Annotated in this window: 26 protein-coding genes and 2 tRNA genes; 11 read left to right on the forward strand and 17 right to left on the reverse strand. The window is 34.6% G+C overall.

The annotated features are described in order from the left end of the window. Positions 1-35 precede the first annotated feature (35 nt). Entirely contained in the window at positions 36-266 is a 231-nt protein-coding gene (locus tag NIS_RS08940) for a helix-turn-helix domain-containing protein (protein ID WP_012083051.1), read from the forward strand. A 254-nt stretch (positions 267-520) separates the two neighbouring features. Here the strand turns inward: NIS_RS08940 and NIS_RS08945 are convergent, their stop codons facing one another. The 10 genes from NIS_RS08945 to NIS_RS08995 form a co-directional block, all read right to left on the reverse strand. Further along, positions 521-1,048, reverse strand: coding sequence for a hypothetical protein (locus tag NIS_RS08945; RefSeq protein WP_012083052.1), 528 nt, complete (start codon positions 1,046-1,048; stop codon positions 521-523). A 10-nt stretch (positions 1,049-1,058) separates the two neighbouring features. Next, positions 1,059-1,865, reverse strand: a complete 807-nt coding sequence (locus NIS_RS08950; protein ID WP_012083053.1) for a hypothetical protein — start codon at positions 1,863-1,865, stop codon at positions 1,059-1,061. Positions 1,866-1,882: 17 nt separating this feature from the next. After that, complete coding sequence (locus tag NIS_RS08955; RefSeq protein WP_012083054.1) at positions 1,883-2,251, reverse strand: hypothetical protein; 369 nt, start codon at positions 2,249-2,251, stop codon at positions 1,883-1,885. Positions 2,252-2,576: 325 nt separating this feature from the next. Continuing rightward, on the reverse strand, positions 2,577-4,292 hold the full coding sequence (locus tag NIS_RS08965) for a type IV secretion system DNA-binding domain-containing protein (protein WP_012083056.1): 1,716 nt from the start codon (positions 4,290-4,292) through the stop codon (positions 2,577-2,579). Between the two features lie 54 nt (positions 4,293-4,346). After that, a complete protein-coding gene (mobF, locus tag NIS_RS08970) occupies positions 4,347-7,232 on the reverse strand; it encodes a MobF family relaxase (RefSeq protein WP_012083057.1) in 2,886 nt (961 codons plus the stop codon). Further along, positions 7,229-7,765 (reverse strand): hypothetical protein, encoded by a 537-nt coding sequence (locus NIS_RS08975; RefSeq protein ID WP_012083058.1) that lies wholly within the window; start codon positions 7,763-7,765, stop codon positions 7,229-7,231. Before NIS_RS08975 ends, mobF begins: the two co-directional genes overlap by 4 nt. A 36-nt stretch (positions 7,766-7,801) precedes the next feature. Beyond that, entirely contained in the window at positions 7,802-8,041 is a 240-nt protein-coding gene (locus NIS_RS08980; protein WP_012083059.1) for a helix-turn-helix transcriptional regulator, read from the reverse strand. Between the two features lie 446 nt (positions 8,042-8,487). After that, complete coding sequence (locus NIS_RS08985; RefSeq protein WP_012083060.1) at positions 8,488-9,585, reverse strand: tyrosine-type recombinase/integrase; 1,098 nt, start codon at positions 9,583-9,585, stop codon at positions 8,488-8,490. Positions 9,586-9,919: 334 nt separating this feature from the next. Continuing rightward, a complete protein-coding gene (locus NIS_RS08990) occupies positions 9,920-10,207 on the reverse strand; it encodes a hypothetical protein (protein WP_041354071.1) in 288 nt (95 codons plus the stop codon). Next, the gene (locus NIS_RS08995; RefSeq protein WP_012083061.1) at positions 10,179-10,556 is read right to left on the reverse strand and encodes a hypothetical protein; all 378 of its coding nucleotides are present in this window, start codon (positions 10,554-10,556) and stop codon (positions 10,179-10,181) included. The genes NIS_RS08990 and NIS_RS08995 overlap by 29 nt, the downstream gene beginning before the upstream one ends. 422 nt (positions 10,557-10,978) lie before the next feature. On the opposite strand from NIS_RS08995, the gene NIS_RS09000 reads away from it, so the two are divergent. The 8 genes from NIS_RS09000 (at position 10,979) to NIS_RS09035 (ending at position 16,784) form a co-directional block, all read left to right on the forward strand. Continuing rightward, a tRNA-Thr gene (locus tag NIS_RS09000) sits at positions 10,979-11,055 on the forward strand. Positions 11,056-11,144: 89 nt separating this feature from the next. Continuing rightward, complete coding sequence (locus tag NIS_RS09005; protein ID WP_012083062.1) at positions 11,145-12,533, forward strand: COG3014 family protein; 1,389 nt, start codon at positions 11,145-11,147, stop codon at positions 12,531-12,533. Between the two features lie 11 nt (positions 12,534-12,544). Further along, complete coding sequence (locus tag NIS_RS09010; protein ID WP_012083063.1) at positions 12,545-12,922, forward strand: YcfL family protein; 378 nt, start codon at positions 12,545-12,547, stop codon at positions 12,920-12,922. A 12-nt stretch (positions 12,923-12,934) separates the two neighbouring features. Next, positions 12,935-13,579, forward strand: coding sequence for a penicillin-binding protein activator LpoB (gene lpoB, locus NIS_RS09015; protein ID WP_012083064.1), 645 nt, complete (start codon positions 12,935-12,937; stop codon positions 13,577-13,579). A gap of 22 nt (positions 13,580-13,601) precedes the next feature. After that, a complete protein-coding gene (locus NIS_RS09020; RefSeq protein ID WP_012083065.1) occupies positions 13,602-14,912 on the forward strand; it encodes a DUF6844 domain-containing protein in 1,311 nt (436 codons plus the stop codon). A 1-nt stretch (position 14,913) separates the two neighbouring features. After that, a complete protein-coding gene (locus tag NIS_RS09025) occupies positions 14,914-16,140 on the forward strand; it encodes a CsgG/HfaB family protein (protein ID WP_012083066.1) in 1,227 nt (408 codons plus the stop codon). Beyond that, positions 16,137-16,697 (forward strand): molybdenum cofactor guanylyltransferase MobA, encoded by a 561-nt coding sequence (gene mobA / locus NIS_RS09030; protein ID WP_012083067.1) that lies wholly within the window; start codon positions 16,137-16,139, stop codon positions 16,695-16,697. The genes NIS_RS09025 and mobA overlap by 4 nt, the downstream gene beginning before the upstream one ends. 11 nt (positions 16,698-16,708) lie before the next feature. Further along, positions 16,709-16,784 (forward strand) — tRNA-Lys (locus NIS_RS09035). On the opposite strand, the gene NIS_RS09040 is transcribed toward NIS_RS09035, so the two are convergent. Beyond that, positions 16,785-17,237, reverse strand: coding sequence for a hypothetical protein (locus NIS_RS09040; protein ID WP_012083068.1), 453 nt, complete (start codon positions 17,235-17,237; stop codon positions 16,785-16,787). Between the two features lie 21 nt (positions 17,238-17,258). Here NIS_RS09040 and NIS_RS09045 point away from each other — a divergent pair, with 21 nt between their 5' ends. Both NIS_RS09045 and moaC read left to right on the forward strand, forming a co-directional pair. Next, the gene (locus NIS_RS09045) at positions 17,259-17,543 is read left to right on the forward strand and encodes a Dabb family protein (protein ID WP_012083069.1); all 285 of its coding nucleotides are present in this window, start codon (positions 17,259-17,261) and stop codon (positions 17,541-17,543) included. Beyond that, the gene (gene moaC, locus NIS_RS09050) at positions 17,533-18,009 is read left to right on the forward strand and encodes a cyclic pyranopterin monophosphate synthase MoaC (RefSeq protein WP_012083070.1); all 477 of its coding nucleotides are present in this window, start codon (positions 17,533-17,535) and stop codon (positions 18,007-18,009) included. The genes NIS_RS09045 and moaC overlap by 11 nt, the downstream gene beginning before the upstream one ends. On the opposite strand, the gene NIS_RS09055 is transcribed toward moaC, so the two are convergent. From NIS_RS09055 to NIS_RS09080, 6 genes are all read right to left on the reverse strand, one after another. Beyond that, positions 18,006-18,689, reverse strand: coding sequence for an SIMPL domain-containing protein (locus tag NIS_RS09055; RefSeq protein ID WP_012083071.1), 684 nt, complete (start codon positions 18,687-18,689; stop codon positions 18,006-18,008). The two genes, moaC and NIS_RS09055, sit on opposite strands and share 4 nt — an antisense overlap. Before the next feature lie 15 nt (positions 18,690-18,704). Further along, positions 18,705-18,971 (reverse strand): HP0495 family protein, encoded by a 267-nt coding sequence (locus tag NIS_RS09060; RefSeq protein WP_041354072.1) that lies wholly within the window; start codon positions 18,969-18,971, stop codon positions 18,705-18,707. 132 nt (positions 18,972-19,103) lie between these two features. Then, positions 19,104-22,280, reverse strand: a complete 3,177-nt coding sequence (locus NIS_RS09065) for a type I restriction endonuclease subunit R (RefSeq protein ID WP_012083072.1) — start codon at positions 22,278-22,280, stop codon at positions 19,104-19,106. Then, complete coding sequence (locus tag NIS_RS09070) at positions 22,270-23,391, reverse strand: restriction endonuclease subunit S (protein ID WP_012083073.1); 1,122 nt, start codon at positions 23,389-23,391, stop codon at positions 22,270-22,272. Before NIS_RS09070 ends, NIS_RS09065 begins: the two co-directional genes overlap by 11 nt. Then, positions 23,384-23,593: a helix-turn-helix domain-containing protein gene (locus NIS_RS10330; RefSeq protein WP_041354073.1), complete on the reverse strand. Its 210-nt coding sequence runs from the start codon at positions 23,591-23,593 to the stop codon at positions 23,384-23,386. Before NIS_RS10330 ends, NIS_RS09070 begins: the two co-directional genes overlap by 8 nt. Further along, positions 23,584-24,825 carry an RNA-binding domain-containing protein gene (locus NIS_RS09080; RefSeq protein WP_012083074.1) on the reverse strand — a complete coding sequence of 414 codons (1,242 nt, stop codon included), beginning with the start codon at positions 24,823-24,825 and terminating at the stop codon, positions 23,584-23,586. The genes NIS_RS10330 and NIS_RS09080 overlap by 10 nt, the downstream gene beginning before the upstream one ends. Positions 24,826-24,827 lie beyond the last annotated feature (2 nt).

A 24,827-nucleotide genomic window follows, 5' to 3' on the forward strand; every position in this document is an offset into this window, starting at 1 on the left:
AAACTTAAATAAAATTTATTCCTATAGGAAGTTTTATGGATATAAAACAAGAAATTGAGGATTTTTATAAAAAAATAGGTCAAAATGTTAAAAGAATTAGAGAGTCTAAAAATATAACTCAATTAGAACTCTCTCAAATGATTGGACATAAATCTGTAACTATAATATCTTTAGGTGAAATTGGAGAAAAAAAACATTTTAATTTAGAACACCTTTATAAAATTTCAAAAGCCCTTAACTGTAAAATATGTGATTTTTTTGAATAAATGGCCTCCTACAAAACCACAATTTTAATATTTCTTTTTCGGCTTCACTTCAAGTAAATATAAAAAGATTAGTTTTGATATTTTACATTTATTAAGTTGCAATTCGTAAATTGATAAAGACTTAAAAAAAATATACTGACCAATAGCCTAACTGTACAGGATATAATACATTATCATATATATTCATTTTAACCTTTTTGGAGAGTTTTTTAAAAATGAAAAAAGTGGGGCAAAAAGCGATAAGGGATTACCGATTAATTTTTAATAGAGATTTTAATTTTATCATCACCGATTTTCTCAGCTGTAGCTACATTGTCAATAATGTATACATCTTTATCAACTTTTTGAATATTCAAACCTTTTACTTCCCACAAATTCTCTACATAGCCCACGCCAAAACCAAGCAACGCAGAAACAAAAAATATTATTACAGCAATAGAAATATTTACCCAAGTAAAAATAGAGTTTGTTCTTTCTAAATTTTTCCTTTTTCGATCTATTATTTCCATGACATTGACTAAATAGTCTTTTTGCTCTTCAATCTCTTTTGCTTTTTTGTCAAAAAGCTCATATTCTCTCTCAATGATTTTTAATAGCTTTTTTCTATTTGCTTCTATTTCTTTTTTGAGATTTTCAAAGTATTCTTTATTAATACCTGAAGTTTGTATTTTTTTTGCAAGTTCATCAAGTCTTTTTTCAACTTTTGGAAATTCAGAGCGGAGGAAATGCTCCGAAAAATCAAGTTTTGATATATATTCCTCCATCAATTCCTTATCAGTCATTTTTTTTTCCTTACTCAGTAACTGCTTTTAAAAATTTTTCATTTGCAGCTTTAAGATCATTAACGAGATCTACTATTTCTTTTGCTTGATTAATATTTTTTCTCAATTGATAATATTCATTTTGTGCAATATCTTTATCTATTTTGCCCTCTTTAATACTTTCATGCAATTTATTTTTTGTATCGGTAAGCAGTTTTTCTTTATTTTCAACTAATCCTTTTACTTCTAGATATTTGTCTAACAAAATTTTTTTGTTTATCTCCAATATTTGGAAAATATTGTTATTTGGAGCAAATCCAAAAGCTTTTTCTAATTGATTTATAATAGGTAAAGGCTTAATGTCAAATGTTTCATTTCCAAAAATATTGATATAGTCTTGATCTAGTTCTGTATTTTTGTTTATAAAATTGAAAAATAGGAATATTTTTGGATTACTGAATTTTTCTTTTATTAGTTTGACAGTGTCTTTAATGTTGTGTCTGAGTGATAGATTTTGATTTATTGGGATAATGAATTTCACATTATTTAAAATAGAGTTTGCAACTTCATTTAGCACAGCTTTTACATCATCGCCACCGCCAGCGTCAATTATATTTACATCATCGTCACTAAATTCAATTTCTGTCAATGCTTGATCCAACTCATTTAATCTAAATTCCCTAATGTTAATATTTTGACTATCTACGACAAGTTTGTTATTATTATCTAATTGGTAGTAAGTGATTTTTCTATCTCTTAGAATAGTGGGTAAAACATTTAAGCCAACATTTGTTTTACCTACTCCTCCTTTTGTATTGACAATTACTAAATTTGTCATTTATATCCTTTAATTAGTTATTTTTTCCAAATGTTTTTAGTCTGCTCTCTTAAAACATCAAGATCAATTTCTTCTTTCTCTTGGATCTTATCATCTTTTTGTTTAGCTACTTTATTTTTATTCTCCTTTTTTTGATTTGATTTTGATGTAACTTTTTCTTTTTTGATATTTCTTTGTATCCATGCCGCCAAAGCCCTGTAATCAAAATCCCTATGAAGCTCCAATTTTAAAATTGTCTGTATATCTGTAATAGCAAAGCCATTATTTATGAGATTTTCTATCTCATCTTTGATGACACGGAGGATCTTTGAGTTCAAATTTCTTTTGTCTCTATTCAGCTTGATTATCGCTTTTATTAGCTCTTTTTTCTCTTTTGAAATATACATATTGTTGTTCCTTTTATGTTCATTTTATATTTATATCGTGTCGAATAGTATTCATACTTTTACAACTATATTCATTTTTTCTTTTGTGCCAGGTGAAATGAATAATTTTGAATATATATGTAAAATAGTGTATATAACATCTACATAAAATGAAAATATATGCACTTAATAAATCAAATAATGAATATATATGAATACTATTGAAAACAATATCAATAGGTAATTTTGGATGTATTACTCCCACACCCAACGCACTTAAGTGTTGCTTTGTTTGAAAGTTTTTGATCCAACTAAAAAGTCCCATTATTGCCTCTTTTTCTTTTGTTTAGTTTCCAAAAAGCTTTTGTTGTCTTTCTTGTTTGAATGTTTCCGATATGTCCTGCTTCATTTCTTCAATCTCTTTTTTGATCTCTTTTTCCGCTTTTTCTGCAAGTTCTCTTTTGAATTGAATAAAGCTGTTTTCCTCTTTTTTTTCTTCAATATAATCTTTTGAAATTGGTTTTACTTCTACTTGTTCCGTGTATCCAAAATATATGACTGATTTTTTTGGAAAAAAAGAGATATGTTCACCTGGTTCCATTTCTTTTAAAATATTGTCTGACAAAAGATAATGTTCTTTTTGTGTATACAAAGTTTCATCATACTTATCATCTTTCTTTTTTGATACATCATTTATCTGTACTTTTCCTGTCATTTTTTTTATTTCATCGTTAGTATCACTGTTTGTGCCTGCAAAAATCCACATATTCTCGATACTTCCTGTCAAAACTTCTTTTAATTTTTCATCGCTCGGCAAATACTGCAATGCTGGTAATAGCAACATGCCATAACTTCGAGCTTTTGTATGTACACTTCTCCTAATATCTTCACTCATTTTCTCAAAAAAGGTGAGATATTCATCAAGTACATATAAAATCCATTGTTCTTTTGGTGCTTTATCAAAATATGTAAGTTGGTATCTCATCATAACTGTGAGAAAAGCTGTAATAAAAGGGGCATTATCCTTTTCACCAACTGCTATTGTGTGCAAAAAGATCCTGCTATCTTCGCTTTTGAAAAATTCTGTTAAAAGTATTTTTCTTCTTTCATTTTTTGCCATATATGCAAATTTGAGGAAAATATCTAATGACGCTTCAAGTGTACTTGCTATGCTTTGCTCTGTTTTATTACCGCTTGCTTTCGCATAAGATAAGTATGCTAAAAGCTCTTTTGCCAAAATCTCCATTTTTTCATGTGATGGGACATCATTTTGAAGTTTCAGTTCTTCAAAAACCTCTTTAAATCTTTTTCCTGCCATCTCTTGCCAAAACTTGTCCCCTTTGTCCCCTGCTACCGCTATAAAGTAACTTTGAAAAAACTCTGATATAAGAGGATATGGCAAACCTTTTTCGTTATCTTCAAAAAAGTCCCAATATACGCCTCTGCGATCCAAATGATTTATAATGTAATCTTTTCCTTTTCTGTAATACCAACTTGTAAATTCGCCTTTCGTATCATGAATTACCATTTTTCGGTTAGTATCAATCCATTGCACAATAATATTGTTAAGAAACTCTGTCTTTCCTTGCCCCATGCTCCCCAAAATAAGGCTACCTTTTTTCAGCATGTCCCAACTCATATGTCGATCTTGCTTTTCAGCTCTGTTTGCCAAAATTTTGTTCAAAAAGTTCAACTTGTACTTAATTTGTTCATCTTCAAATCTAAAGTTATCTACATAAAAATTGTCATCTCGTTTTTTGCTTGGTAAAAAATAAGAAATTTTCGAAAATGGTGTCCATCGTATTGATTGGTTTTTCAAGCCTATAAAATTTTTGAAACTCCCATTGTTCGCATACCAGCGATCTACATAATCATCACCGATCTTTACCGTACCAAAGCAACCGCCTATTTCGGCACCTGCTATTACTGACGATATAACTATTGGTGCTACTAGTGGTTCGTGTTCAAACATGCCGTATGCTGAAAACCCGAACATTCCTGCTCCTAATGGACGCATATCCGTGAAAAGCCACTCCCAAAAATCTTGATGTTCTTTCTTCATTATTTCCCTCCTCCTATATATAAATTAAATTGCAACAAGGAAGTTGCTGGATTTTTAGCGCAATAGTTCTTGAAAACGTTGCTGTCTAATATTTTCTTTAAGTAGCTGTTTTGTAGTAGTTTCTATTTTTGGCTGTTGCTGTTGAGGGCGTTGGCTAAAAAATTGTATAATTGATTTAAGTCCTTCGATTGATCGATAAATAAGCTCTTTAAATCGTAATCGCTCTTTTCTAATATTTCCAATCTCTCGTTTATGCTCTGAAATTGATTTTTTATAACTTCCTGATTTTTCAAAATCTCCAGCAGCATTTCTTTTGTGTTCATTTTTTTCTCCTTTCAAATATTGTAAAGTTGAAGATTTGTGGGCTTTTTTTGATACATTTGCCCTAAGCTCTTCTTTGTTTTGAGTGTAGATTTTTAAATCTTCTTTTGCTCGTGTTACCTGCGTATAAAATGAATTAAAACTTGCTATTTGTGAATCGGCTAAAATCGCTACATTTCGGGCTGTTACACCTTGTGCTTTGTAGTCTGTAATAGCGTATCCGTGATCAAAATAATTGTAATGATGGCAATAAAAGCTTTTGCCACTTTTCAAAAGAATAATGCCATCTTCTTTTATTTCTTTGATATAGTCGATCTCTCCGTTTTTTATTTCTTTTGAGTTCTTTGTAAATACAATCTTTTCACCAACTACAAACTCTTTTTCGACTTTTTTGAAAACGACAATATCATCTGCATATTTTTTCAAATCAAGCTCTTTTTCCTCTCTTCTTTCGGTTCTCACGATCAATGTATGCTCATCTTTTGTGTCGACTACTTCGACTATCTCGCCATTTTTGAAATTCGGGATCTTGCCGATATTAATAGTTGTATTTAGATAACTATAAGCAAAAAATTTGTTTATGCCACTAAACGATTGCATTTCATTAATAGTTATTTTTATGGATTTATTGCTATTATTATTTTTCTTTTTAATTATTTGGTTGATGATTTTTCGATCTTCATTTTTAGATGCAATAATTAATAGATCACCTTTCTTTTCAAAATAATCATTTACAATTTGCTGGTATAGCTCACCTTTGTCTTCCTCCAAAAGTTTGTTACTATTAAGCAAAAGAGAAAAAAGCTGATCAAATTCTTGATCTTTTGTAAGCCTCACAACTTCTTTTGTAAATTCTGTTTTTTGGCGTAATGTCTCGCCCAATGTAATAGTTTCCGCTCCTCTTCTTTGCATCTCTGCAAAAATATCGCCCGCTGCTATTGCTTTAAACTGCTTTACATCGCCAACGAATACAACTTTGTCATTGTTTTTCTTTGCAATTTTTATTATTTTGGCTATCTGTCGGCTTCCTACAAGTCCCGCCTCGTCCACGATAATAAGTCTCTCTTTCGACTCTTTAAATTCATCTTTGGCTTCTGAATATAAAAAAGAGTGAATAGTAGAAGATTTGATCCCGCTATCTTCTTCAAGTCCCGCCGCTGCTTTACCTGTAAAAGATAATCCTATAATTTCTCGGTTCGGTTGCTCTGCTTCCAAAAATTCTTTCAAAGCTTTCATACTGTATGTTTTCCCCGTTCCTGCGTCCCCCTGTATTACCATGAATTGACTATCACTTATAAGAATTTTTGAAAACATCTCTTTTTGGCCAACGGTCATATTGTCGTAATTGTTTTTTATGAAGTTCTCGATTTTTCCTCTATCTTTGTAAAGCTGCCCTGTTTTGTCCATTACTTTACTAATTATGTATTTCTCCGCCGCCAAAACATCAATTGTCGTGTAAATATCGTTGTCTAGTTGGATTATCTTATCGTTGAATTTAATTGCCTCTTCAAGCTCCTCTTTGGTAATTCCATGTTTCAATCCCAATTTCATAGCGTCTTTATGTATCTCTTCTTTGCTAAATGTGGAGTTCGTCTCGGTTATCGCTCTTGCTGTAAGTTCTATGAACTCATCGGCTTTTGCCTGCTTTAATCCTTCGCTCTCTTTTTCCCTGTTATGCAACAACTCTTCGATTCTTTCTTTAGTGATTCCAATATTTTCAAGCCTATTTTTATTTTTATTTAGTATCTCCTCTCGCTCTACCTCTTGTTTTGGTGGCTTAATATCTTGATTGATAATTTCAAGTAACTTACTTTCATTAGTGTTTGGATACTTTTCTCTATATTCCTCAATTAAGGCTCTCATTGATTTACTTCGCCCGCTAAACTCTTTCAACTCTTCTTTTTTAAAGTCTTGTAATTCAAAAAATCCGTTTTTAGCGTCCGTAAATTCTATTTTGTAGCCTAACTCTTTTAAATTGTTTGCTAGTTCATTCCTGTATAGTTGCCCAAAATACATTTTGTTCTTATAAATTCCAAAATTTTCTATTGCTCCAGTTTTAAATTCTCCGTTTTTATCTACATAAGAAACTACATTGAAAATAAAATTGTGCGTGTGGAGCTGTGGATCTATATTTCCCGATGGTGTTATCCTCGTAGTATCGTGTTGGAAACTTGCATACACTATGCCCGCTTTTATTCTCTCTATTTCCCCCGCTTCGTTTCTAATTCTCGTTAAAGCATACTTTCCGATCTCTTCCATCGCCTTTTGCGTGGCCCTCTCATGTGCCTCTCTTAATTTTAGTGCCTCTTCCGTTAGTCCGTTTGCCTGCAATGCTTCCATCATTACAGATACACTTTTTGGTGCAGAAAATGTTACATCAAATCCCGCTCGTTTGTTTGCTGTGGTATTTTTTGTGAGTGCTTCGCCTGTAATTGCGTGAGTGTTATTGAGAAGAGATTGGAAAGTATCTTTTGTAACTTCTTGTCCGTTCTTTACTCCTACTGCTGGGGCTGCTGCTCCGTGAAAAAAACCATTTTCAGAATTTTTCTGATAGTAGTTTTCTTCTTGGTAGTAACTGCTTGCTTGGTCTTTATTCTGAAACTTACTAATGCTAATCATTTTGCATTTACACTTTCGAACAATAGTAAAACATCATCACAAAAATCATTACAATCAACTATATTGCTATCATACAAATTGATTGTTACAAATTTGCATATTTCATTTTTTCTATTTGTTTCAATATATTCTGCAATCGTTCTAACAATATGCTTTAAATCAATCTCTTCTAATACATCAATAATTATCTTTTTTTCTTCTTCTGAATTTCCTAACGATTTTCTTGAAACATATTTAATAAGATCCTCTTTGTTGTAACTTTTCAAAAAATCTTCCAAAAGTTTATTTCTTAAAAGATACGCTGGTAATACTCCACCAAAAAACAATTTATAAAGGACTTTCATCTTTTGTGGCTGAACACTAAATCTCTTAAAATTTATTATCATTGCATTGATATTTTTAAAACTTGCTGCTGTGTTATTTGAATCGCCAAAAGCCAATAATGTTTTTAGTTGCTTTTCATTTTCTGATTTATCAGCTATGAGAGTAGCATTGCCCCAAAACACTTTTTCAAATAAATTAAAAAGGGTCACTTTTTTATCCTTTAATATTTATTATTTTTTTATAATTTAATTAGTTTTTATAGTGGCAGCTAAAAAAATAGCCACATCAACAAGGTTAAATACAACTTTTGCATTATTCGAAGTACCGAGTTTTTTATATGGGGGAATTCCATAACCCCTACAAATATAATTGTCTATAGTTGATACAGATACACCTAATTCATAAGCTAACTCCCTTTTCCCAATTACTATTCTCTTATATTTTCTGTTTAAGTTATCGTATATAAATTTTTCTTTTTCTGTCATTACTTACTCCTTTGATTGCAATATCACTGAATTATATCATGTAACTGTTTTGATAAATAAAATTTCCGATATTTTTATATTTACTAAATAAATAATCTATTTGAATATTCTTTTTTATATAATAAAAAATATAAACAATTTATATTTTATTCCCATAAATTCGATGTTTTTACCATATATCGTTTTCGGTTAAATTAGTCTTTATAATATTATTCTTATCTATTTCAATTTTACAATTAAGATTAATTAAATAATTTTTCCATTAAACAAATTAATATATAGAACGAAAACTATACTTTTTTATACATATTTATAACTAATGTTATATTTTAATATAATAAGTGTTTTGTAGGATAATAAATATTTGGAAGTTATTTTGTTAAATGGAGAAGTTTCTAAAGAAAAATATTTTTTTTATAACAACATAAGTATAAAAAATTATCACTTTACAAATATAAGCTTCTCACTGCTTCTCGTCCACTGTCTGGAGCAAGTTTGGCATATCTCAAGGTCATATTAATATCTTTATGGTTCATGAGTCTTTGAATGGTATATATTGGAGTTCCATTGATGGCTAAATGGCTCGCGAAAGTATGACGAAGGGTATGAATCACTACTCTATTTTTTCTATCGTTCGGCTGCAATCCTTGATTAAATAAACGATCCAATATTGGCTTGAGAGGTACTTGTATCTGTCTTGAAGTAAGAGGTTTGCTGCTTTTGCTTAATATATAGTCATTCGCTTTCAATTGGGGCAGCAAGTCTTTTAGCAATGAGTGTAATGTATCATTGATAAAACCTGTATAAGTACTATCATTTTTGAAGTCTTTTAGTTTTATCGTTCCACTCTCTAAATCAATATCCTTTTTTTGAATTGCAAGTATTGTCTCTAGTCTTCCACCTGTAGATAATGAAAGATTACAAAAGAGATACAAAGTAGGATTATCTTTGACTGTATCAAGCAAAAGCTTAACTTCATCCACACTTAAAAAGCGCTCCCTTGCATTATCTACTTTTAGTCGTTTGACCTTTTTAGCTGGATTGCTTCCTTGATACAATCCTTTCTCTATCCCTACATTAATAATGGTCGATAAAAGATTGATGATATGATTGACCGTTTTATAGCTGTACCCTTCATTTATCTTTTTCTTTTGCAGTTTTTGAATGGCTTCTGGTGTAATGGCAGCAATTGGAGTGGAACCAAAAGTTGGTTGGATATGATTGATATACCTAGCTTTCTCATCATGCAAGGATTTGTTATGAAGCTCTCTATCTTTAACATAGAGTTCAAAAGCTTCATCCAATACTTTGCTTTTTCGTAATTTTTTTGCTCGTAATGGATCTTCTCCAAGTTTTACTTTATTGATATACTCATTTCTTTTATTATAGGTATAGACTTCAGTAATTCCTGCAGATTTTTTGCCAACAGTGACCCATTTCTTTTTACCATTTTCATCTTTATAAGTAAATGAGTAACTAATATCTCCATTGGCCAATTTATTAAGATAGACACCTGGATATTTTCTGCTCTTTACTCTTGCCAAATTAATTCCTTTAAGCTTTGAGCTTTTTTTATTTTGCTACCCTATTGCTACCCAAAATTTAAAAAACTTACGAAAAGTATAGAAAACATTATATCATGAAGATCTCAAAGAATGTCCATAAATAAGGGGACATTGGAATACAATAGAAAACTTTAAGGAAAATTAGAAAATATTGAGTTTAGAATTCAAATCCCGCCACTCCGACCATTGATAAATCCTCCAATAAAACAGGAACTCACAAGCCTCTTTTAGGAAACAAATTAAACGACTTTTCAACCTAATTAGATAAAGAAATCAATAAGTAAAAAAAGATTATTCAAAGTTCCAAATCAAACTAACAATCCTTGTTTATCCTGTCATACCTTTTGTGGTTAAGTATCTGCTGAAAGATGGCGGCATCTCCGTTATCTGTGTAAAGTATCCGATATTGCGTATTTAATACACTTATCGATCTTCTTCTCTTGTCTTTTTTACAGATGATTTTATGAGGTCTTAACCTGTAATCGTTTGGATTTTCTAAAAAGATTGCTTCCGTTTTATCGATTATCTCTTTTGAAAGAGATCCTTTTTTGATCAATTTCTCTTTTTGCTTCTCATACAGATTTGTTTTGATGATTTTCACCGATATAGTCCGCTATTTTATTGCTTAAGATAAATTGTATTGTAAGGAGCTTTGAAAGGATTTTATTGAGCAAAAACCTATGAATAAAATTAGCGTTATCGATCTTCTCTTCTAAATCGTCCAATGTATCATCAATAATTTCAAGTGCTTTTTCAACGCTCTCTATATCGTCTTTTGTTACAACTGCATAGGAGATATATTTTTCAAGGATATTTAGAAATTTATAGACACGATACAATATTTTTAGGTTTATAGCATCGTTTCTAATGGCTTTAATGCCATCGAACAATGGTGTCATGTTAAAGTCGATTTTTATCAAATTATCGTGCCTGTAAGCAGCTGTGCCCATATTTTCACCTCTTTGTTTTGATTCCACACTTGAAGATTATTATTGTACTATGTTTTACTCAAAATTATGAAAAACTGCAAAGAACATCCACTTTTACCAGACAACTACTCAAAAAGCCTCTCTAACCCGCTCACAGCTCTCATCATAGTAAAGATATGTCCTTGCTAATGGATTTCCACATTATGAGAGACATCATTCACAGATACAATGCCATTATAGCCTTCAATTTTGATATAATTGTATGTGTTCTTCAAGTATCTTGTGAGACCCACTTATATCATGTAAAAAGTATGGGAGGCTACCTATTTTATTGGACTTTTGAACATTTAAAAAAGGTGGAGATATGCGGTGTGTCAGATTTCAACCCCGCCACTGAGACCATTGCTACTTTTCTCTCATCAAATCTTTACATCGACTTTCAAGCCAACGTAGCTCAGCTGGCGAGAGCACCTGATTCGTAATCAAGAGGTCACGGGTTCGAGTCCCGTCGTTGGCTCCATTTTTGAAACGTTTTTGAAACGTTTTTCAGATACCATAGTTTCCGATCTATATTGTAAATCTAATACAAATTTAATATAAAGGAAGTTCATGGGTCAAAAAAGAGTCGCTTTCATTGCTACTTCTATCATTCTGCTTCTTTTTACCGGATGTGGATCGGGACTGAAAAATCTTGGGAAATCTTCAGCACATATGCAAGAAGCCCGGCAAGCATCCACAAAAGCACAGTATCAAAATCTTTTTCATCGATACCAGGATGAAAACAAAACCGATGATCTGTTGTGGAACTACGAAGCAGGTACAGTTGGCTACTATGTACAGCGTTATAAAGATAGCGTCTTCTATTTTGACAAAGCTGAGGAATTGATCAAAAAATATGATGAAGAGATCCTGGCTTCAAAAGTTCTCAGTAATGTAGGAGCGGTCCTGACCAACGATACGTTCATGGATTATCGTCCTAGAATCTACGAAAAGATCATGGTCAATACCTACAAAGCAATCGACTTTATCAACAAAGGTGACTTTCAAAATGCCAGAATAGAGTTCAACAGAGCGTTGGTCAGAGAGGACAGAGCAAAAGAGTTTTTCGCCAAAGAGATCGGGAAAGAGAAAGAGAAACTTCAAAAAGAGAAAAAGAAAAAACTCCAAAATGTCCAAATAAAAAAACAGACCACGAGTCCGATAGAGAAAAAATACTCCAACCTGTTTGCTTTCAAGCCTTATAGAGACTTTACCAACCCATTCACCAATTATCTTGCAGGCATCTACTTCTTAAGCAGGGGAGATTATGGCAAAGCCACTGATCTGTTAAAAGAGTGCTATGGTATGGTAAAAGGAGTGGACAGCGGAGCAGAGTACGTAAAGTCCGATTTTGAACTTGCTGACAAAATGAAAGGCTCTGTATTGGCTCGAAAACAACACTACACTTGGGTGATTTTCATGAATGGCCTTGCTCCAAAAAAAGAGGAGTGGAAAATCAACGTTCCTGTTTTTCTAGTATCCAATAAAGTTTTATATACTGGCATTGCACTTCCAACGCTGAAAATGAGACCGAAAGCCTTTGACGCTCTTGAAGTCAAAACACCTACACAACAGAAGAAGACAAAAACTGTAGCCACTATGGACAGAGTCATCAAACTGGAGTTCAAAAAAAGATTTCCGATAATTATGACGCGGGCTTTGACAAGAACGATCACTCAAACCATCATACAAAAGCAGCTTCATGACAGAGCAGGTTTTCTAGGAGGGCTTGCAGGAGCTGTATATCAAGGTATAATGAACAGAGCAGATACCAGAATGTGGGAGAGACTCCCAAAAGAGTTTCAGGTAGCAAGAGTACAAAGCTCTTCAGAAGTGGCTATCTATTCTCCCAACGGTGAAATAGCAAGGATCCCAACAGATACAAATCATGATTTTCTTGTATTTGTTACAATTCAGACACCACAGAGTGAGCCGATTATCTCATGGCAAAAACTTTAAAAGGATCGAAAATGAAAAGATGGCTCATAGCACTGAGCGTTCTATTTTTACTCACAGGATGTGCCAAAAGCGTTAGCAACGAAACCATCTCAAATCCAGATAGAAATATAGTAAAAAATAGCTATCTTGAACAAAAAGTGGAGATTCTCGATCATCATACACGATATACAAACGGTCTTTTAGAAGCGATGGTTCAACTTCACAACAAGACAAAAGATTTTCAAGATTTGGAATATCGATTTATCTGGCTTGATAGTGACGGATTTGTAGCAGAAAAAGAGCCTTGGCAACCTCTTACGCTCAATGGCCTTGAGACAACCCAGGTAAACTCAATCGCTCACACACCAAATGCAACCGACTTTAAATTTGAAATTCGCCAAAAACAGTAAAGGAGTTTATATATGAAAAAATTGGTACTACTCTCAACCACTGCCGCAATGCTTTTTTTTAGCGGATGCGCGACTTCCTCGTCGCAAGTGCGTTATATCAACCATGAAAAGGCTGGAACTTCCGCGCCTGCTTCCCTGGGACTCGACTATGAAGATATCAACACAGCGGCACAAAAGCTTATCAACTCAATGCTCAAATCTCCCTATCTTGATAAATTGTATAGGATTAAAATGAGAAAAGAGGGAAAACCGCTCATTTTGATGATCAGCGATTTTACCAACGATACTACACAAAGACTCGACATCGATCAAATTGTGAAAAAAATACGGATCGCGCTTTTAAACAGTGGGAAATTTATCGTTACTACCGCTGTAAGAGCAGGAGGAGTAGAAGACAGGGCAACGAGAGAACTTAGAAAGTTGAGGAAAAACAAAGAGTTCAACCAAAAAACGATCGCCAAAGAAGGCACGATCATTGCACCTGATTTGAGTCTTTCTGGAAAAATTATACAAAGAACCACTCCTTTGCCAAATGGAGAACAGCGAGTAGATTACTATATTCAGATGAGCCTTACAGATGTTACAAGCGGACTTGCGTTTTGGGAAGGCGAAGAAGTTATCAGTAAAGCCGGCAGCAGCAAAGCCGCACCTTGGTAAAATTGAATAAAAAGGAGTAAGAATGAAAAAACTGGTAACACTATTGATCGTTTGTGTAAGTTTCCTCTATGCCACGGATATAGAGAGCTGGAAAAACGATTTTATCAAAGCACATGGCAATTTTGGTCAAACAGATGATCATGGAAGAACGTTTTACTATGGTGAGGCCACAATCAATGTGACACCCCTTGATCCAGCCTATGTAAAAGAGTTGGTTCTAGCTTATGAAAAGGCGATGCTCAATCTGCAATCTGACTTTATCCTCCAGACATTTGGACGAGAGACTGTTCAAAGACTTGCAGAAATCGTAGAAAACGACTCTACGAACGCTGATCAATTTCCTCCTTTACCGGAAGCCCAAAAAATGGCTCAGCAGGGAAAAATCGCTACCATTTTCAACAAGGCCTTGGATGTTATCGACAAAAAACTTGACAAAGAGTTGGAAGAGTTGGGAGTTCCTCCTCAACAATTACAAAAAATGACCGTTGAGCAAAAAAAGACGCTTTTCAAAGATAAATTGAGCTCTAAAATTGTCAAAGAAGCATTTAGCAGTATGGAAGGACTCGTTCCATATCAAGTAAAAATAGGTACTATAACTACGCCTGTAGGAAAAGCGACAAAAGTTGCTATCATTGCTATAACATCACCTAAAACAATCCAGTTTGCCAAAGATATCGCTCGACAGCGACCTACGCAAGTTCGCGGAAAACCACATACGTTAAGCGATCTTCTTCCGAAGGCAAAAGAGGATTATCTCAATGAAATAGGACTACGATACAGCTATGATGAACAGGGCCGACCGATGCTCATCTCTTATGGTATGTGGTCTGTCACGCAAAAAGTCACCTCCCCATCACGCTATCTCAAAAAGATCGATCTGGCCAAAAGAAAAGCGAGAATGCGTGCAGAATCTTATATTGGTGATTTTATAAAAACCAATATACAGGCAATTGAAAGCCAAGATGCATCCTCTTTAGAGGAAGAGGTAGCCAAGAAAATCACTACGGTCGATGCTGCTGGCAACAGCAGTCAAAAGATAAGAGACAACATTAAAGAGACATTGGATAGTTACTTCAAAAAATTCAAATCCTCCTCGAACTTTAGTCTTCAAGGAACAAGTGAGGCCTATAACTGGGATTATAAAGAGCCTAAAACAGGTATGATATACGTAGGTTCTGTGGTGACATGGAACTATAACCAGCTCAACAATGTCAAAAGATATATTCATCAAAAACACAATACTGCCAAAACAACAAAGACTCAAGCCAAAACAAAATCGTCTGTTACAATTGAAAGAGAATCAAAAGTCATCAACGATGTAGAGGATTTCTAATATGAAACGATTGCTTCTTTGTCTTGTTCTATTGAATAGTTTCCTATGGGCTGGAGCGCACAAAGTTGTCTCCACCCGTGTAGTACAAGGTGTAGGAGAAGGAACAACGCGATCCGAAGCCATCACGGAAGCCTTAGTCGATGCCCTTGGACAACTTCAGGGAGTTCGATTGTCGAAAACCGCTTTTTCCAAAGATCAACTCATAGAAACAGACACATCATCAAAATCGGCATATCTTTACAGCAGTAAAATCAAAAAGATAACACATGGAAAAGTAAATAGCTATAAAGTTGTTGAGGTGATGGAAATTGAACCACACCATTATAAAGCCATCGTTGAGGTAACAAAACGCACTACCAGATACAAATATAGAGATGCGGGTCACAATCCCCACAATCGCCGTACTTTGGCGGTACTCCCTTTTGAATATAAGCCAACATATTCGCTACATGGAATAACTATTGATGGAAGAGAGCTGAGTCGCCGGCTTACACAATCGATCATCAATAAGATAACCCAAACAAGAAAATTTACCATTTTGGATAGACAAAATAGTAAATATTATGAATTCGAGAAAAGTTTCTTACTCTCCCCAGGAACGGATCCTGTCGAACTGGCTCGTATCGGTAAGCGACTTGGGGCAGACTACTTCATCATTGGACAGATATTAGATTTTGGAACTGATAAAAAGGAAGGCAACTATCTATTAGGTCCCGATGAGACTACAGAGGAGGCTTATGCCACAATAGCCTATCGCGTTCTTTATGTTCCAAGACAACAGATCAAGTGGTCCGATACTATCGATATAGCGTTTGAAGTACCTCCTACCAAAAGAGCTGAAAGTCTTACCGTAAAAGTAGGAGACAAAATAGCTCAAGTTTTAGTTGATCAAATAATGTTCAACATTTATCCACCACGAATCGTTCGATCTTCTGGTAAAAATATCATTCTTAATATGGGAGGCAATACCCTCCATCCGGGAGATAGATTTGAAATATATGCTCTGGGCAAAAAAATATATGACCCCTATACAAAAGAGTCTTTAGGACGTGAAGAGATAAAAATAGGAGAGCTGGAAATAACAAAAGTTTTACCTAAATTTTCCTATGCAAAAGTTATAGAAGGAAAAGCGAAAAAAGGGGCAATTATCAGACCGGCAGCAAGTAATCACAATGAAAATCAAAATGTCGGCAAAGACTCCATGTTTGAGGAGATGTTCCACAAGTGATCTGCGTTATATTTGCTGGCGGGAAAAGCTCACGAATGGGAAGGGACAAATCCCTTCTCTCATTTGGAGACAAGCCACTTATTGAGTATCAGTTCGAGCGTCTGCTTCCTCTTTTTGATGAGGTTTACATCTCCTCAAAGAGCGAAAAATTCAACTTCAACGCTCCACTCATTCTTGACAGCAGCGATATTTACGCGCCAACTCCCGCATTTTTGGATATTTTTGACAAATTTGATGAGTTTTTCGCCATAAGTGTCGATGCTCCTTTTATCGATAAACCGATCATAGAAAAACTGATTGAAGAAGCAAAAAAATATCCAAATAAAGACGCCATTATCGCAAAAACCGATTTCTCCCATCCTCTCATAGGAATCTACCGCAAATCGATTCAACCAAAGATAGAAAATGCCCTCGAAAAAAACAATCTTAAGCTCAACTCTATTTTAAAAGAAGCAAATACCCATTATGTGGAATTTCAAGAGGATGAAAGATTTTTAAATCTCAACTATCCCGATGAATTCAAAAAAGCTTTGCAACTCAAAAAAGTTTTGCTATAATTTCGACTCTTGACCCGTTAGCTCAGCTGGTAGAGCAACTCCCTTTTAAGGAGTGGGCCGTTGGTTCGAATCCAACACGGGTCACCACTACTGCAACATCTTTTCCGCTTTTTTAGCATCAAAATTGTTATAAATCCTACTTAAAACTTTGAAATTGTGCATTATAAAAAAGCGAGTGTTTCCAACTTTTTGCTTAAAAAGTTGGTAGCTTTTCTTGGCGGCCTCCTCATCTCCCAAAATCAAATAGGCATCCCCCAAATATTCATACGCAAAATTTTCTCCCATCTGTATCGCTTTTTTTGCCGCTTCTATCGCTTTTTTTGGCTTTAATGCCAAGAGGTAGTACCAACTGGCCTTTCCGTACACTTTCGTTTGATCAAGATAATCCGCATAAAAAACGCACTCTTTCGCTTTGCTCGTATCCCCTTTTTGAATGAGATAGTACTCACACTTCATCTGCGACTTGTTGAGATTGCATTTCGTACACGGCTTATCGGCACCAAAGAGCAAAAGTGGTAGAATAAGTAAAAATTTTTTCATAACATCTCCTAAAGGATTACAATGGTTCGACATATTGTCTTTATGAAGTTTCCTGATTTTAGTTTAGCAAAAAAAGCCAAAGAGAAGCTTCTAAGCATGAAAGAGCATATCGATGTACTCAAAGAGATCGAAGTTGGTATCAATTTTAGTAGAAGCCAAAGAAGTTATGATCTAGCCCTTGTAACAACATTTGATAATAAAGAGGATCTTGAAACATACAGAGTCCATCCATACCACCAAGACGAAATTGTGGCATGGCTTAAAGAGATAGGAACCGAAACAAAGGTGGTTGATTATGAAGTCTGATTTAACCCATTTAGATGAAAAAAAACGTCCCAAAATGGTAGATGTGGGAGTCAAAGATGAGACGGAGCGCATCGCCGTGGCCAGCGGAATTATCGAAGTTACCCCCGAGGCATTTGACGCAGTAAAAAACGAAACGACTAAAAAAGGGGCGGTCCTTCACACAGCCGTCATAGCTGCCATCATGGGAGCCAAAAAGACACCGGATCTTATCCCTATGTGCCATCCGTTGCTTCTCACATCTATCAACTGTGATGTAGAGGAACTTCCCGATCTTCCAGGGTTCAAACTGATCGTCACATGCAAGTTAAAGGGGCGAACCGGCGTGGAGATGGAAGCTTTGACTGGTGTGAGTATTGGACTTTTAACCATTTATGATATGCTCAAAGCGATAGACAAAGGGATGGTTATCAAAAATATCCAGCTTGAACGAAAGAGCGGAGGCAAAAGCGGCGATTTTGTGCGCTAACGGCACACATACTCCACTTTCGCCTTCACCTCGACACGCTGTTTTGTCCTAGCAGGTTCAGGAGCTTGGATATCTGATTTTACAGTCATGCTCTTAAGCGTTCGTACCACAGGGAAATATCTGGTAGTATAATCGATACTTGTAATATGACACTGTTTCGATAGTTTTTCACCAGCTTTTTTTCCAAAAGTCTTGGCCTTGTCTATAAGCCGTAACTGCAGATCTTGCACAACACTCTCGCGTCTGCTTCGTGAAACTTCCCAATGAGGATAACGTATACTAAATCCAAAACCCTTATGCATTCTGCTTTTTAGCTCATCTATTGCTTGTAAAACTCTATTTTGCATTTTTGGGTCTTGGATAAAAAATTGATAACCAACCTCCCCTTTATATCCTTCACATACCCTTTTATCTTTTTCCCATCGGCAATTTTGATAGAGCGAATATCTTCCTCCTTCATAACAAAGCCCTAAAGAGCGAATGGTTTTATCTACGATGCCCAAACTGTTTATGATGGTTTTTTCACTCGAGTTTGTCATAAAAACAAACAAACCAAAACTATAGATATCTGGCTCGATATGTGCGGATGCATTGAGCGTATTACTTACATCTGTCGCCTCTTTGGAAGAGGCCAACAGGCTCGAAAAGGCAATAAGCATGACCAAAAGGATCTGTTTCATTTTTAAGCCTTTATCTCAAAGGACCATTTTCACATCTTTATGGGCCTTGAGTTCTTGATAGATCTTTTCCCTCTCCTCTTCAGAGTGTACCATAATATCCGCATTGAAACTTTGGTATTTTCCACGGTTGCTCTGCTTGGAAAAGGTGATAGTCGTAGGTCGATTTGTCACGCTCTCTATCGCCTCTCTCGTTTTTTTGGCATTTTCGCCAATCACTTTGTATCGCCAAATCGTTGGATACTCGATCTGTACTTTTTGATCAAAATCTTTGAGCTCTTTCATTGCTCCTCCTTTCACTCGAACTATATCTATCATAGCAAAAAGGAATCAAAAAAAGTGCTACTTAAGTTACATTTAAGTTTATGGTCGGAGCAAAAAACATTAGAAGAAATAGAATGAAAGCTATATCTTCATCTAAACTGTTTCCACCAAATCGTTTGCCAAAGCTTCGGCCTGCTCTAAAACTGTTTGGGTAGCAAGCTTTTGCATATCGGGCGGATAGCCATATTGTCTGAGTGTTCTTTTAATTATTACTTTTAATTTTGCTCTTGCACTCTCTCGTATCGCCCAGTCTATTGTGGTATTTTCTTTAACTTTTTGAAACAAAACAGCAGCAAGTTCTTTTAACTTCTCTTTTCCCATAAGCTCTCTTGCACTCTCATTGTCCGCAACTGCACAATAAAATGCATACTCATAATCACTAAGCCCCAATTCTTCGGGCTCTTTATCACTTTGTTTTATCTCTTTTGCAAGATGAATAAGCTCATCTATCACTTCAGCAGCCGTTAATAATCTATTATTATACTTCCGTATCAACTCCTCTAAAGACTCTTTTAAAGATTTGCTTTTTACGATATTTGTTTTGATTCTGCTTTTAATCTCATCGTTGATAAGCTTTTTGAGTGCCTCAATGGCCAAGTTTTTCTGCTTCATCTCCTTGATCTCTTCCAAAAACTCATCGGACAAAATCGAAATATCAGGCTTTTTAAGCCCTGCTGCATCAAATATATCGATTACTCCACTTGAAGAGACGGCTTTATCCACAATCTGTTTGATTGCCGTTGCATAGTCAAAACTGTTTTCACTCTCGATATTAAATTTGATAAGCCTTGATTTCACAGCCTGAAAAAATGCAACTTCATCTTTTATCTTCATAGCTTCACTATGCGGCACTGCAAGTGAAAAAGCTTTTGAAAGAGCTGTAACTGCATCGATAAATCTTTTTTTACCATTTTCAAGCCCCAAAATAAAGTCTTCAACCTCAAGGATAATATGAAGTTTTTGTGAAGTATCTGCATCAAAATATCTTTTATAGTCATATCCATACAACATATCTCTTACCACTTCCAGCTTTTCAAGCATCACTTTGACAGCCTCTTCTTGCAATCGTGCAGGCTCGCCTTTGCCTCCACTATCACTATAAAATGACAAAGCCTCTTTCAAATCGCTTGCAATACCTATATAATCGACAATAAGCCCGCCTGTTTTATCTTTGTAGACCCGATTGACCCTTGCGATCGCTTGCATGAGCGTATGCCCTTTCATAGGCTTGTCGATATACATCGTATGTAGACTCGGTACATCAAAACCGGTCAGCCACATATCCACAACGATTACCAATTTTAGTTCATCTTGCGGGTCTTTAAACCTATCAGCAAGCGTTCTTCTTTGCTCCTTTGTAAGATAAAACCTTGCAATATGAGGCTCATCCGAAGATGAAGTAGTCATGACTACTTTGATTTTCCCTTTTTTTAGTTCATCACTGTGCCAATCGGGGCGAAGCTTGATAATTTCATCATACAAATTTGCTGCAATGTGCCACGTCATTGTTACAATCATCCCTTTTCCATCCATCACCTCAAGACGGCTTTCAAAATGGCTCACTATATCTTTTGCTATCTCTTTTATCCTCGGCTTTGCTCCCACCAAAGCTTCGATCTTTGAATATTTCGCTTTTGCTTTTTCAATTTCAGATAATCCTCTTGCGTCCAACTCTTCTTCATACTCTTCTATGAGCTTTTTTCCCTCTTCCGTTATATCTATTTTTACCAGCCTGCTCTCATAGTAGATCGGAACAGTCGCTCCATCCTCAACAGCGTTTGCTATATCGTAGATGTCGATATAGTTTCCAAAGACTGCCGGAGTGTTTTTATCTGTGCTCTCAATCGGGGTTCCCGTAAATGCTATATATGTAGCATTTGGCAAAGCATCTCGCAGATATTTTGCAAAACCGTATTTAATCTCACCGCTTTTTTTATCTACTCTGCCTCTAAAACCGTACTGGGTTCTGTGCGCTTCATCGACAATGACGATAATATTGTCTCTTGTTGACAAAGTTTCATACACATTGCCATCATCTGGCCAAAACTTGTGAATGGTGGTAAATACAACTCCTCCACTCTCCACCATAAGAAGCTTTTTTAACTCTTCCCTGCTTGCAGCCTGCACTGGCTCTTGCCTAAGAAGTTTTGATGCAGTTGCAAAAGTGTTAAAAAGCTGGTCATCAAGATCATTTCTATCTGTGATAACAACGATTGTCGGGTTATTGGTGGTTTGAATAACTTTTCCGGCATAAAAGAGCATCGAAAGTGACTTGCCCGAGCCTTGGGTGTGCCAGACAACTCCCGCTTTTCTATCTCCTTCGCTCTGCTCTTTTACATCAGGCAGTCCGTAATTTGCCGGTGGCTCTTTGACTAAAAAGTTCGATTTGTTTTGTCCGATAGCCCTTAAGGTTGACTTTATAGCTTTATTGACTGCATAGTATTGATGATATGCTGCTATTTTTTTAATGGTTTGGACGGTTATCTGACCTTTATCTTCTTTTTTCTTTTTTTCAAAAAGGATAAAAAACCTGATGTAATCAATCAAAGTCTCTTTGTTTAAAAGCCCTTGTATTAGAGTCTCAAGCTGGCTTACAAGATGTGAGGCTTCCTTTTTACCATCTGCACTTTTCCATGCCATAAATCTATCAAACCCAGCAGAGAGACTTCCCATCTTTGCTTCAAGCCCGTCTGAAATTATTAAAATTTCGTTATATGTAAAGAGTGTAGGAATCGTTTGTTTATAATTTTGAAGCTGGTTATAGGCTGATTTTATATTAGCATTTGAATCTGTAGGATTTTTTAGCTCCATTACTACTAAAGGTAATCCATTTATAAATAGAACAATATCAACTCTTTTATTTTTATGGTTTTCTATAACCGTAAACTGGTTTACTACCAAAAAATCATTCATTTGCGGATTTTTAAAATCAACAAGCCAAACAATGTCTCCCCGCTGAACTCCATCTTTTTGATAGGTTACTTTCACTCCTTCTGTTAGCATTCTATGAAAAATCTCATTATTTGCTATCAAATCTGGCGTATTGATTTGCGTAATTTGCTTGATAGCATCATCTATTGCATCTTGAGGTAAGCTGGGATTAATTTTTTTTATTGCCGTTTTTAACCTATCAAATAAAATTACATCTTCAAAAGAATCCCTCAACGGATTTTCACCATCTAGGGCAATATCTCCGCCATAGAGGTAATCGTAGCCTTGGGATTTGAGGAGGTCTATTGTGAAGTTTTCAACGGAGTTTTCATTCAGCATTTTTTATCCTTATCTCCCCGCTCATGAGTTTTGGCAAGAGAGTGTCTCGCAATTTTTTGAGAGTTTGGATTTGAAGGGAATTTTGAATTATCTTATCATCAATTGGTTTAACTTGCTGTTGAAACTTTTCAATAATATCTATTGGGGGAATCATAATTTCTAATTTTTGAAAATCACCCTTACTAATTGAACCAAAAACTGTCCCTTCGTCATTAAATAATTTTATCTTATTTATTAAATATTTTAGCTTATAGTATGTATATGAATAAAAATTTGGATTTAATTTATATCTAAATCGTGCAAGCCCTCTTCCTATACAACATTTCTCTAATGCCATATTCTGCTCACCTACTGGCGCTCTAACACTAATTAAAGTGTCAAATTTTTCAGCAAATCTTTTTGGTTCAGTAGTAAAAATTCTTTTTTTAGGAAAACGAAAACCAAAATCAGCATTACCTTGATACATTGGAATTCCAAAACCATATTCATTAAACGAGCTTCCTTTAGGAGAATGCCCCATTAAAAAATCAAATTCATCAGGTAAAAAACCTTCTTCCCAATCCTCTTTTGCCTCTTCTATAAACCATTTTCTAAAAAGTGTCTGTGCCATTTGTTCAAGTGTTTGATTCTGGCGATGTAAAAGATCTATTTTATCATCAAATGATGAAAGCACAGAGGCTATGGCTTTTTGTTCACTCATATCTTCCGGTAAATAAATAGGAATACTTAATAATGTTGTTTTATTCAGTTTGGGTTGAACTGCTCCTGTGAGAAAAGGGTTTAAATTTAAATTTTTAAAATAATAAACAATTAACTTATTTAAATAATTATTTTTCCCTTTAATAACGTGAGCATGATTATTAACCCAAAATTTTCCTTTGGCAATAAATGCAATAGGTGATTGTCGAGTTCTTAAATTTTCTCCATCTTCTGAGATAAGAACATATTCACCATCAAAAATGAAGTCATCTATATAATCAATAATTCCTGATGCCCCATAATAAGGATATATACCTTTTCTTTTTTGTCTTTCCATAGTACTAAGCGGTATTCTTTTATGATCGAATATTTCAGCAATCTCATTTAGTTTATATTCTTTCCATTTACTCATAGCTTTTTCTCTTTTCAATTTTCAAAATATAATATGTGCTTCTTCCTTTCCCTTCTCTTTGAATAAGACCTTTTTCAACTAAATTTTTTAAAACCTCTTTAGTTTTTGTTTCTTTAGCATCGATAAGTTTAGTTGCTTCTTTTTTAGTAATTTTTTCATTATCCAGTAAAAACCGTAAAATTTTCTTTTCTTCTATAGACAATCGGTCGTAATCGGTCGTAATCGGTCGTTATCGTCCGCAAATTTTGTTGAAATTGATTTTTGAGTTTCCAAGCCATAATTTAATTTTTTAAATGTCACTCTAAACGAAACTCCAGGCTCACTCCATTCAAATTTTATTTCAGGATATTTTTTTAGCTCTTTGGCAATAAGTCTTAATCCGTTTCCCCATTGCTCTACTATTCCAAGTTTTTTAAATACTACTGCAAGCACTTTGTTTCTTATATCTGATTGTCCAGATTCCATATCATCAAAATCTATAGTTGGCATTAGTTTACCGGGGCTTGTAATTTCGATTTTATCATCAAATATTGCAATTTTTATATCTTTACCAGTTAATGAGTAATCTCTATGAATTACAGCATTTCTTATCGCTTCACGAATAGCAATAATTGGATATTCCCACCTGTCTTTTCTATAAACTCCCTCATAGGTTGAACCTTGAGAGATATGTCTTAAGACAAATTTATAAGCTTCTTCTGCCTGAAAGCTTACAGGTTCATCAATACTTTTTTGATCAATAAAATCTCCAGGAACTGTGCCTTTAAACCTTGCGCACTCAATTTTTGCAAATGGGAAAAGTTTATTTCTTATTTCGTCGTTAGAAAGCAGTATTAAAGCGTTGGTAGGAAATTCTCTATTTTGTTCTAAAATTATAAGGTTTAATTTTTTTAAGATAGTTTTGGTTAACTTTTCGCCTGTAATCACTTCAAATTGTTTTGCAAAAAGAGAAATTTCCAACTCATCAATACTTTTTGAATGCAGAGGCAGAGAATCAAATGAAACTCCCTGTTTTTCTCTTTCTAACTCTTCTATGATATCTTTTGTAGCAAGCCGGTTTGAAGAACCAACTCTTATATATGTTCCGTTTTCTTTTCCTTTGCTTTTAAGATAATCTGGCGGATTGTTTCCCTTATAAATTTCAATTTTAACAACATATTTTCCATTATGATTTATAAATGAAATCTCAGGCAAGATAAGAGGATAGCAGCTATCATGAATGATATTACTGATTATTTCTTCTAATTGTAATAAATCCTCTTCAGGCACTCCAATTATCTCTCTTGGAGTATCTTTTATGCCTATATAAATTTCACCTCCTGCATCATTGGCAAAAGATACAACACTCTTGCATAGATCAGATTTACTTGGCAAAGTCTCTTTAAATTCAAGTCTTCTATTTTCCGGTTGTTTTAAAATCTCTTCTAATTTCATTT

This window comes from Nitratiruptor sp. SB155-2 (assembly GCF_000010325.1).
Lineage (GTDB): Bacteria > Campylobacterota > Campylobacteria > Campylobacterales > Nitratiruptoraceae > Nitratiruptor.

Excerpts from the sequence above, each read along its gene's own strand:
- NIS_RS09060 (WP_041354072.1), bottom strand. The coding sequence starts at position 18,971 with ATGAAAGAGCTCAAAGATTTTGATCAAAAAGTACAGATCGAGTATCCA.
- NIS_RS09010 (WP_012083063.1), top strand. The coding sequence starts at position 12,545 with ATGAAAAGATGGCTCATAGCACTGAGCGTTCTATTTTTACTCACAGGA.
- NIS_RS09065 (WP_012083072.1), bottom strand. The coding sequence starts at position 22,280 with ATGCTGAATGAAAACTCCGTTGAAAACTTCACAATAGACCTCCTCAAA.
- NIS_RS09020 (WP_012083065.1), top strand. The coding sequence starts at position 13,602 with ATGAAAAAACTGGTAACACTATTGATCGTTTGTGTAAGTTTCCTCTAT.
- NIS_RS08995 (WP_012083061.1), bottom strand. The coding sequence starts at position 10,556 with ATGGGCACAGCTGCTTACAGGCACGATAATTTGATAAAAATCGACTTT.
- NIS_RS09055 (WP_012083071.1), bottom strand. The coding sequence starts at position 18,689 with ATGAAACAGATCCTTTTGGTCATGCTTATTGCCTTTTCGAGCCTGTTG.
- NIS_RS09040 (WP_012083068.1), bottom strand. The coding sequence starts at position 17,237 with ATGAAAAAATTTTTACTTATTCTACCACTTTTGCTCTTTGGTGCCGAT.
- NIS_RS08955 (WP_012083054.1), bottom strand. The coding sequence starts at position 2,251 with ATGTATATTTCAAAAGAGAAAAAAGAGCTAATAAAAGCGATAATCAAG.
- NIS_RS09025 (WP_012083066.1), top strand. The coding sequence starts at position 14,914 with ATGAAACGATTGCTTCTTTGTCTTGTTCTATTGAATAGTTTCCTATGG.
- lpoB (WP_012083064.1), top strand. The coding sequence starts at position 12,935 with ATGAAAAAATTGGTACTACTCTCAACCACTGCCGCAATGCTTTTTTTT.
- NIS_RS08945 (WP_012083052.1), bottom strand. The coding sequence starts at position 1,048 with ATGACTGATAAGGAATTGATGGAGGAATATATATCAAAACTTGATTTT.
- NIS_RS08940 (WP_012083051.1), top strand. The coding sequence starts at position 36 with ATGGATATAAAACAAGAAATTGAGGATTTTTATAAAAAAATAGGTCAA.
- NIS_RS08980 (WP_012083059.1), bottom strand. The coding sequence starts at position 8,041 with ATGACAGAAAAAGAAAAATTTATATACGATAACTTAAACAGAAAATAT.
- moaC (WP_012083070.1), top strand. The coding sequence starts at position 17,533 with ATGAAGTCTGATTTAACCCATTTAGATGAAAAAAAACGTCCCAAAATG.
- mobF (WP_012083057.1), bottom strand. The coding sequence starts at position 7,232 with ATGATTAGCATTAGTAAGTTTCAGAATAAAGACCAAGCAAGCAGTTAC.
- NIS_RS09005 (WP_012083062.1), top strand. The coding sequence starts at position 11,145 with ATGGGTCAAAAAAGAGTCGCTTTCATTGCTACTTCTATCATTCTGCTT.
- NIS_RS08950 (WP_012083053.1), bottom strand. The coding sequence starts at position 1,865 with ATGACAAATTTAGTAATTGTCAATACAAAAGGAGGAGTAGGTAAAACA.
- NIS_RS09070 (WP_012083073.1), bottom strand. The coding sequence starts at position 23,391 with ATGAGTAAATGGAAAGAATATAAACTAAATGAGATTGCTGAAATATTC.
- NIS_RS09045 (WP_012083069.1), top strand. The coding sequence starts at position 17,259 with ATGGTTCGACATATTGTCTTTATGAAGTTTCCTGATTTTAGTTTAGCA.
- NIS_RS08965 (WP_012083056.1), bottom strand. The coding sequence starts at position 4,292 with ATGAAGAAAGAACATCAAGATTTTTGGGAGTGGCTTTTCACGGATATG.
- NIS_RS09080 (WP_012083074.1), bottom strand. The coding sequence starts at position 24,825 with ATGAAATTAGAAGAGATTTTAAAACAACCGGAAAATAGAAGACTTGAA.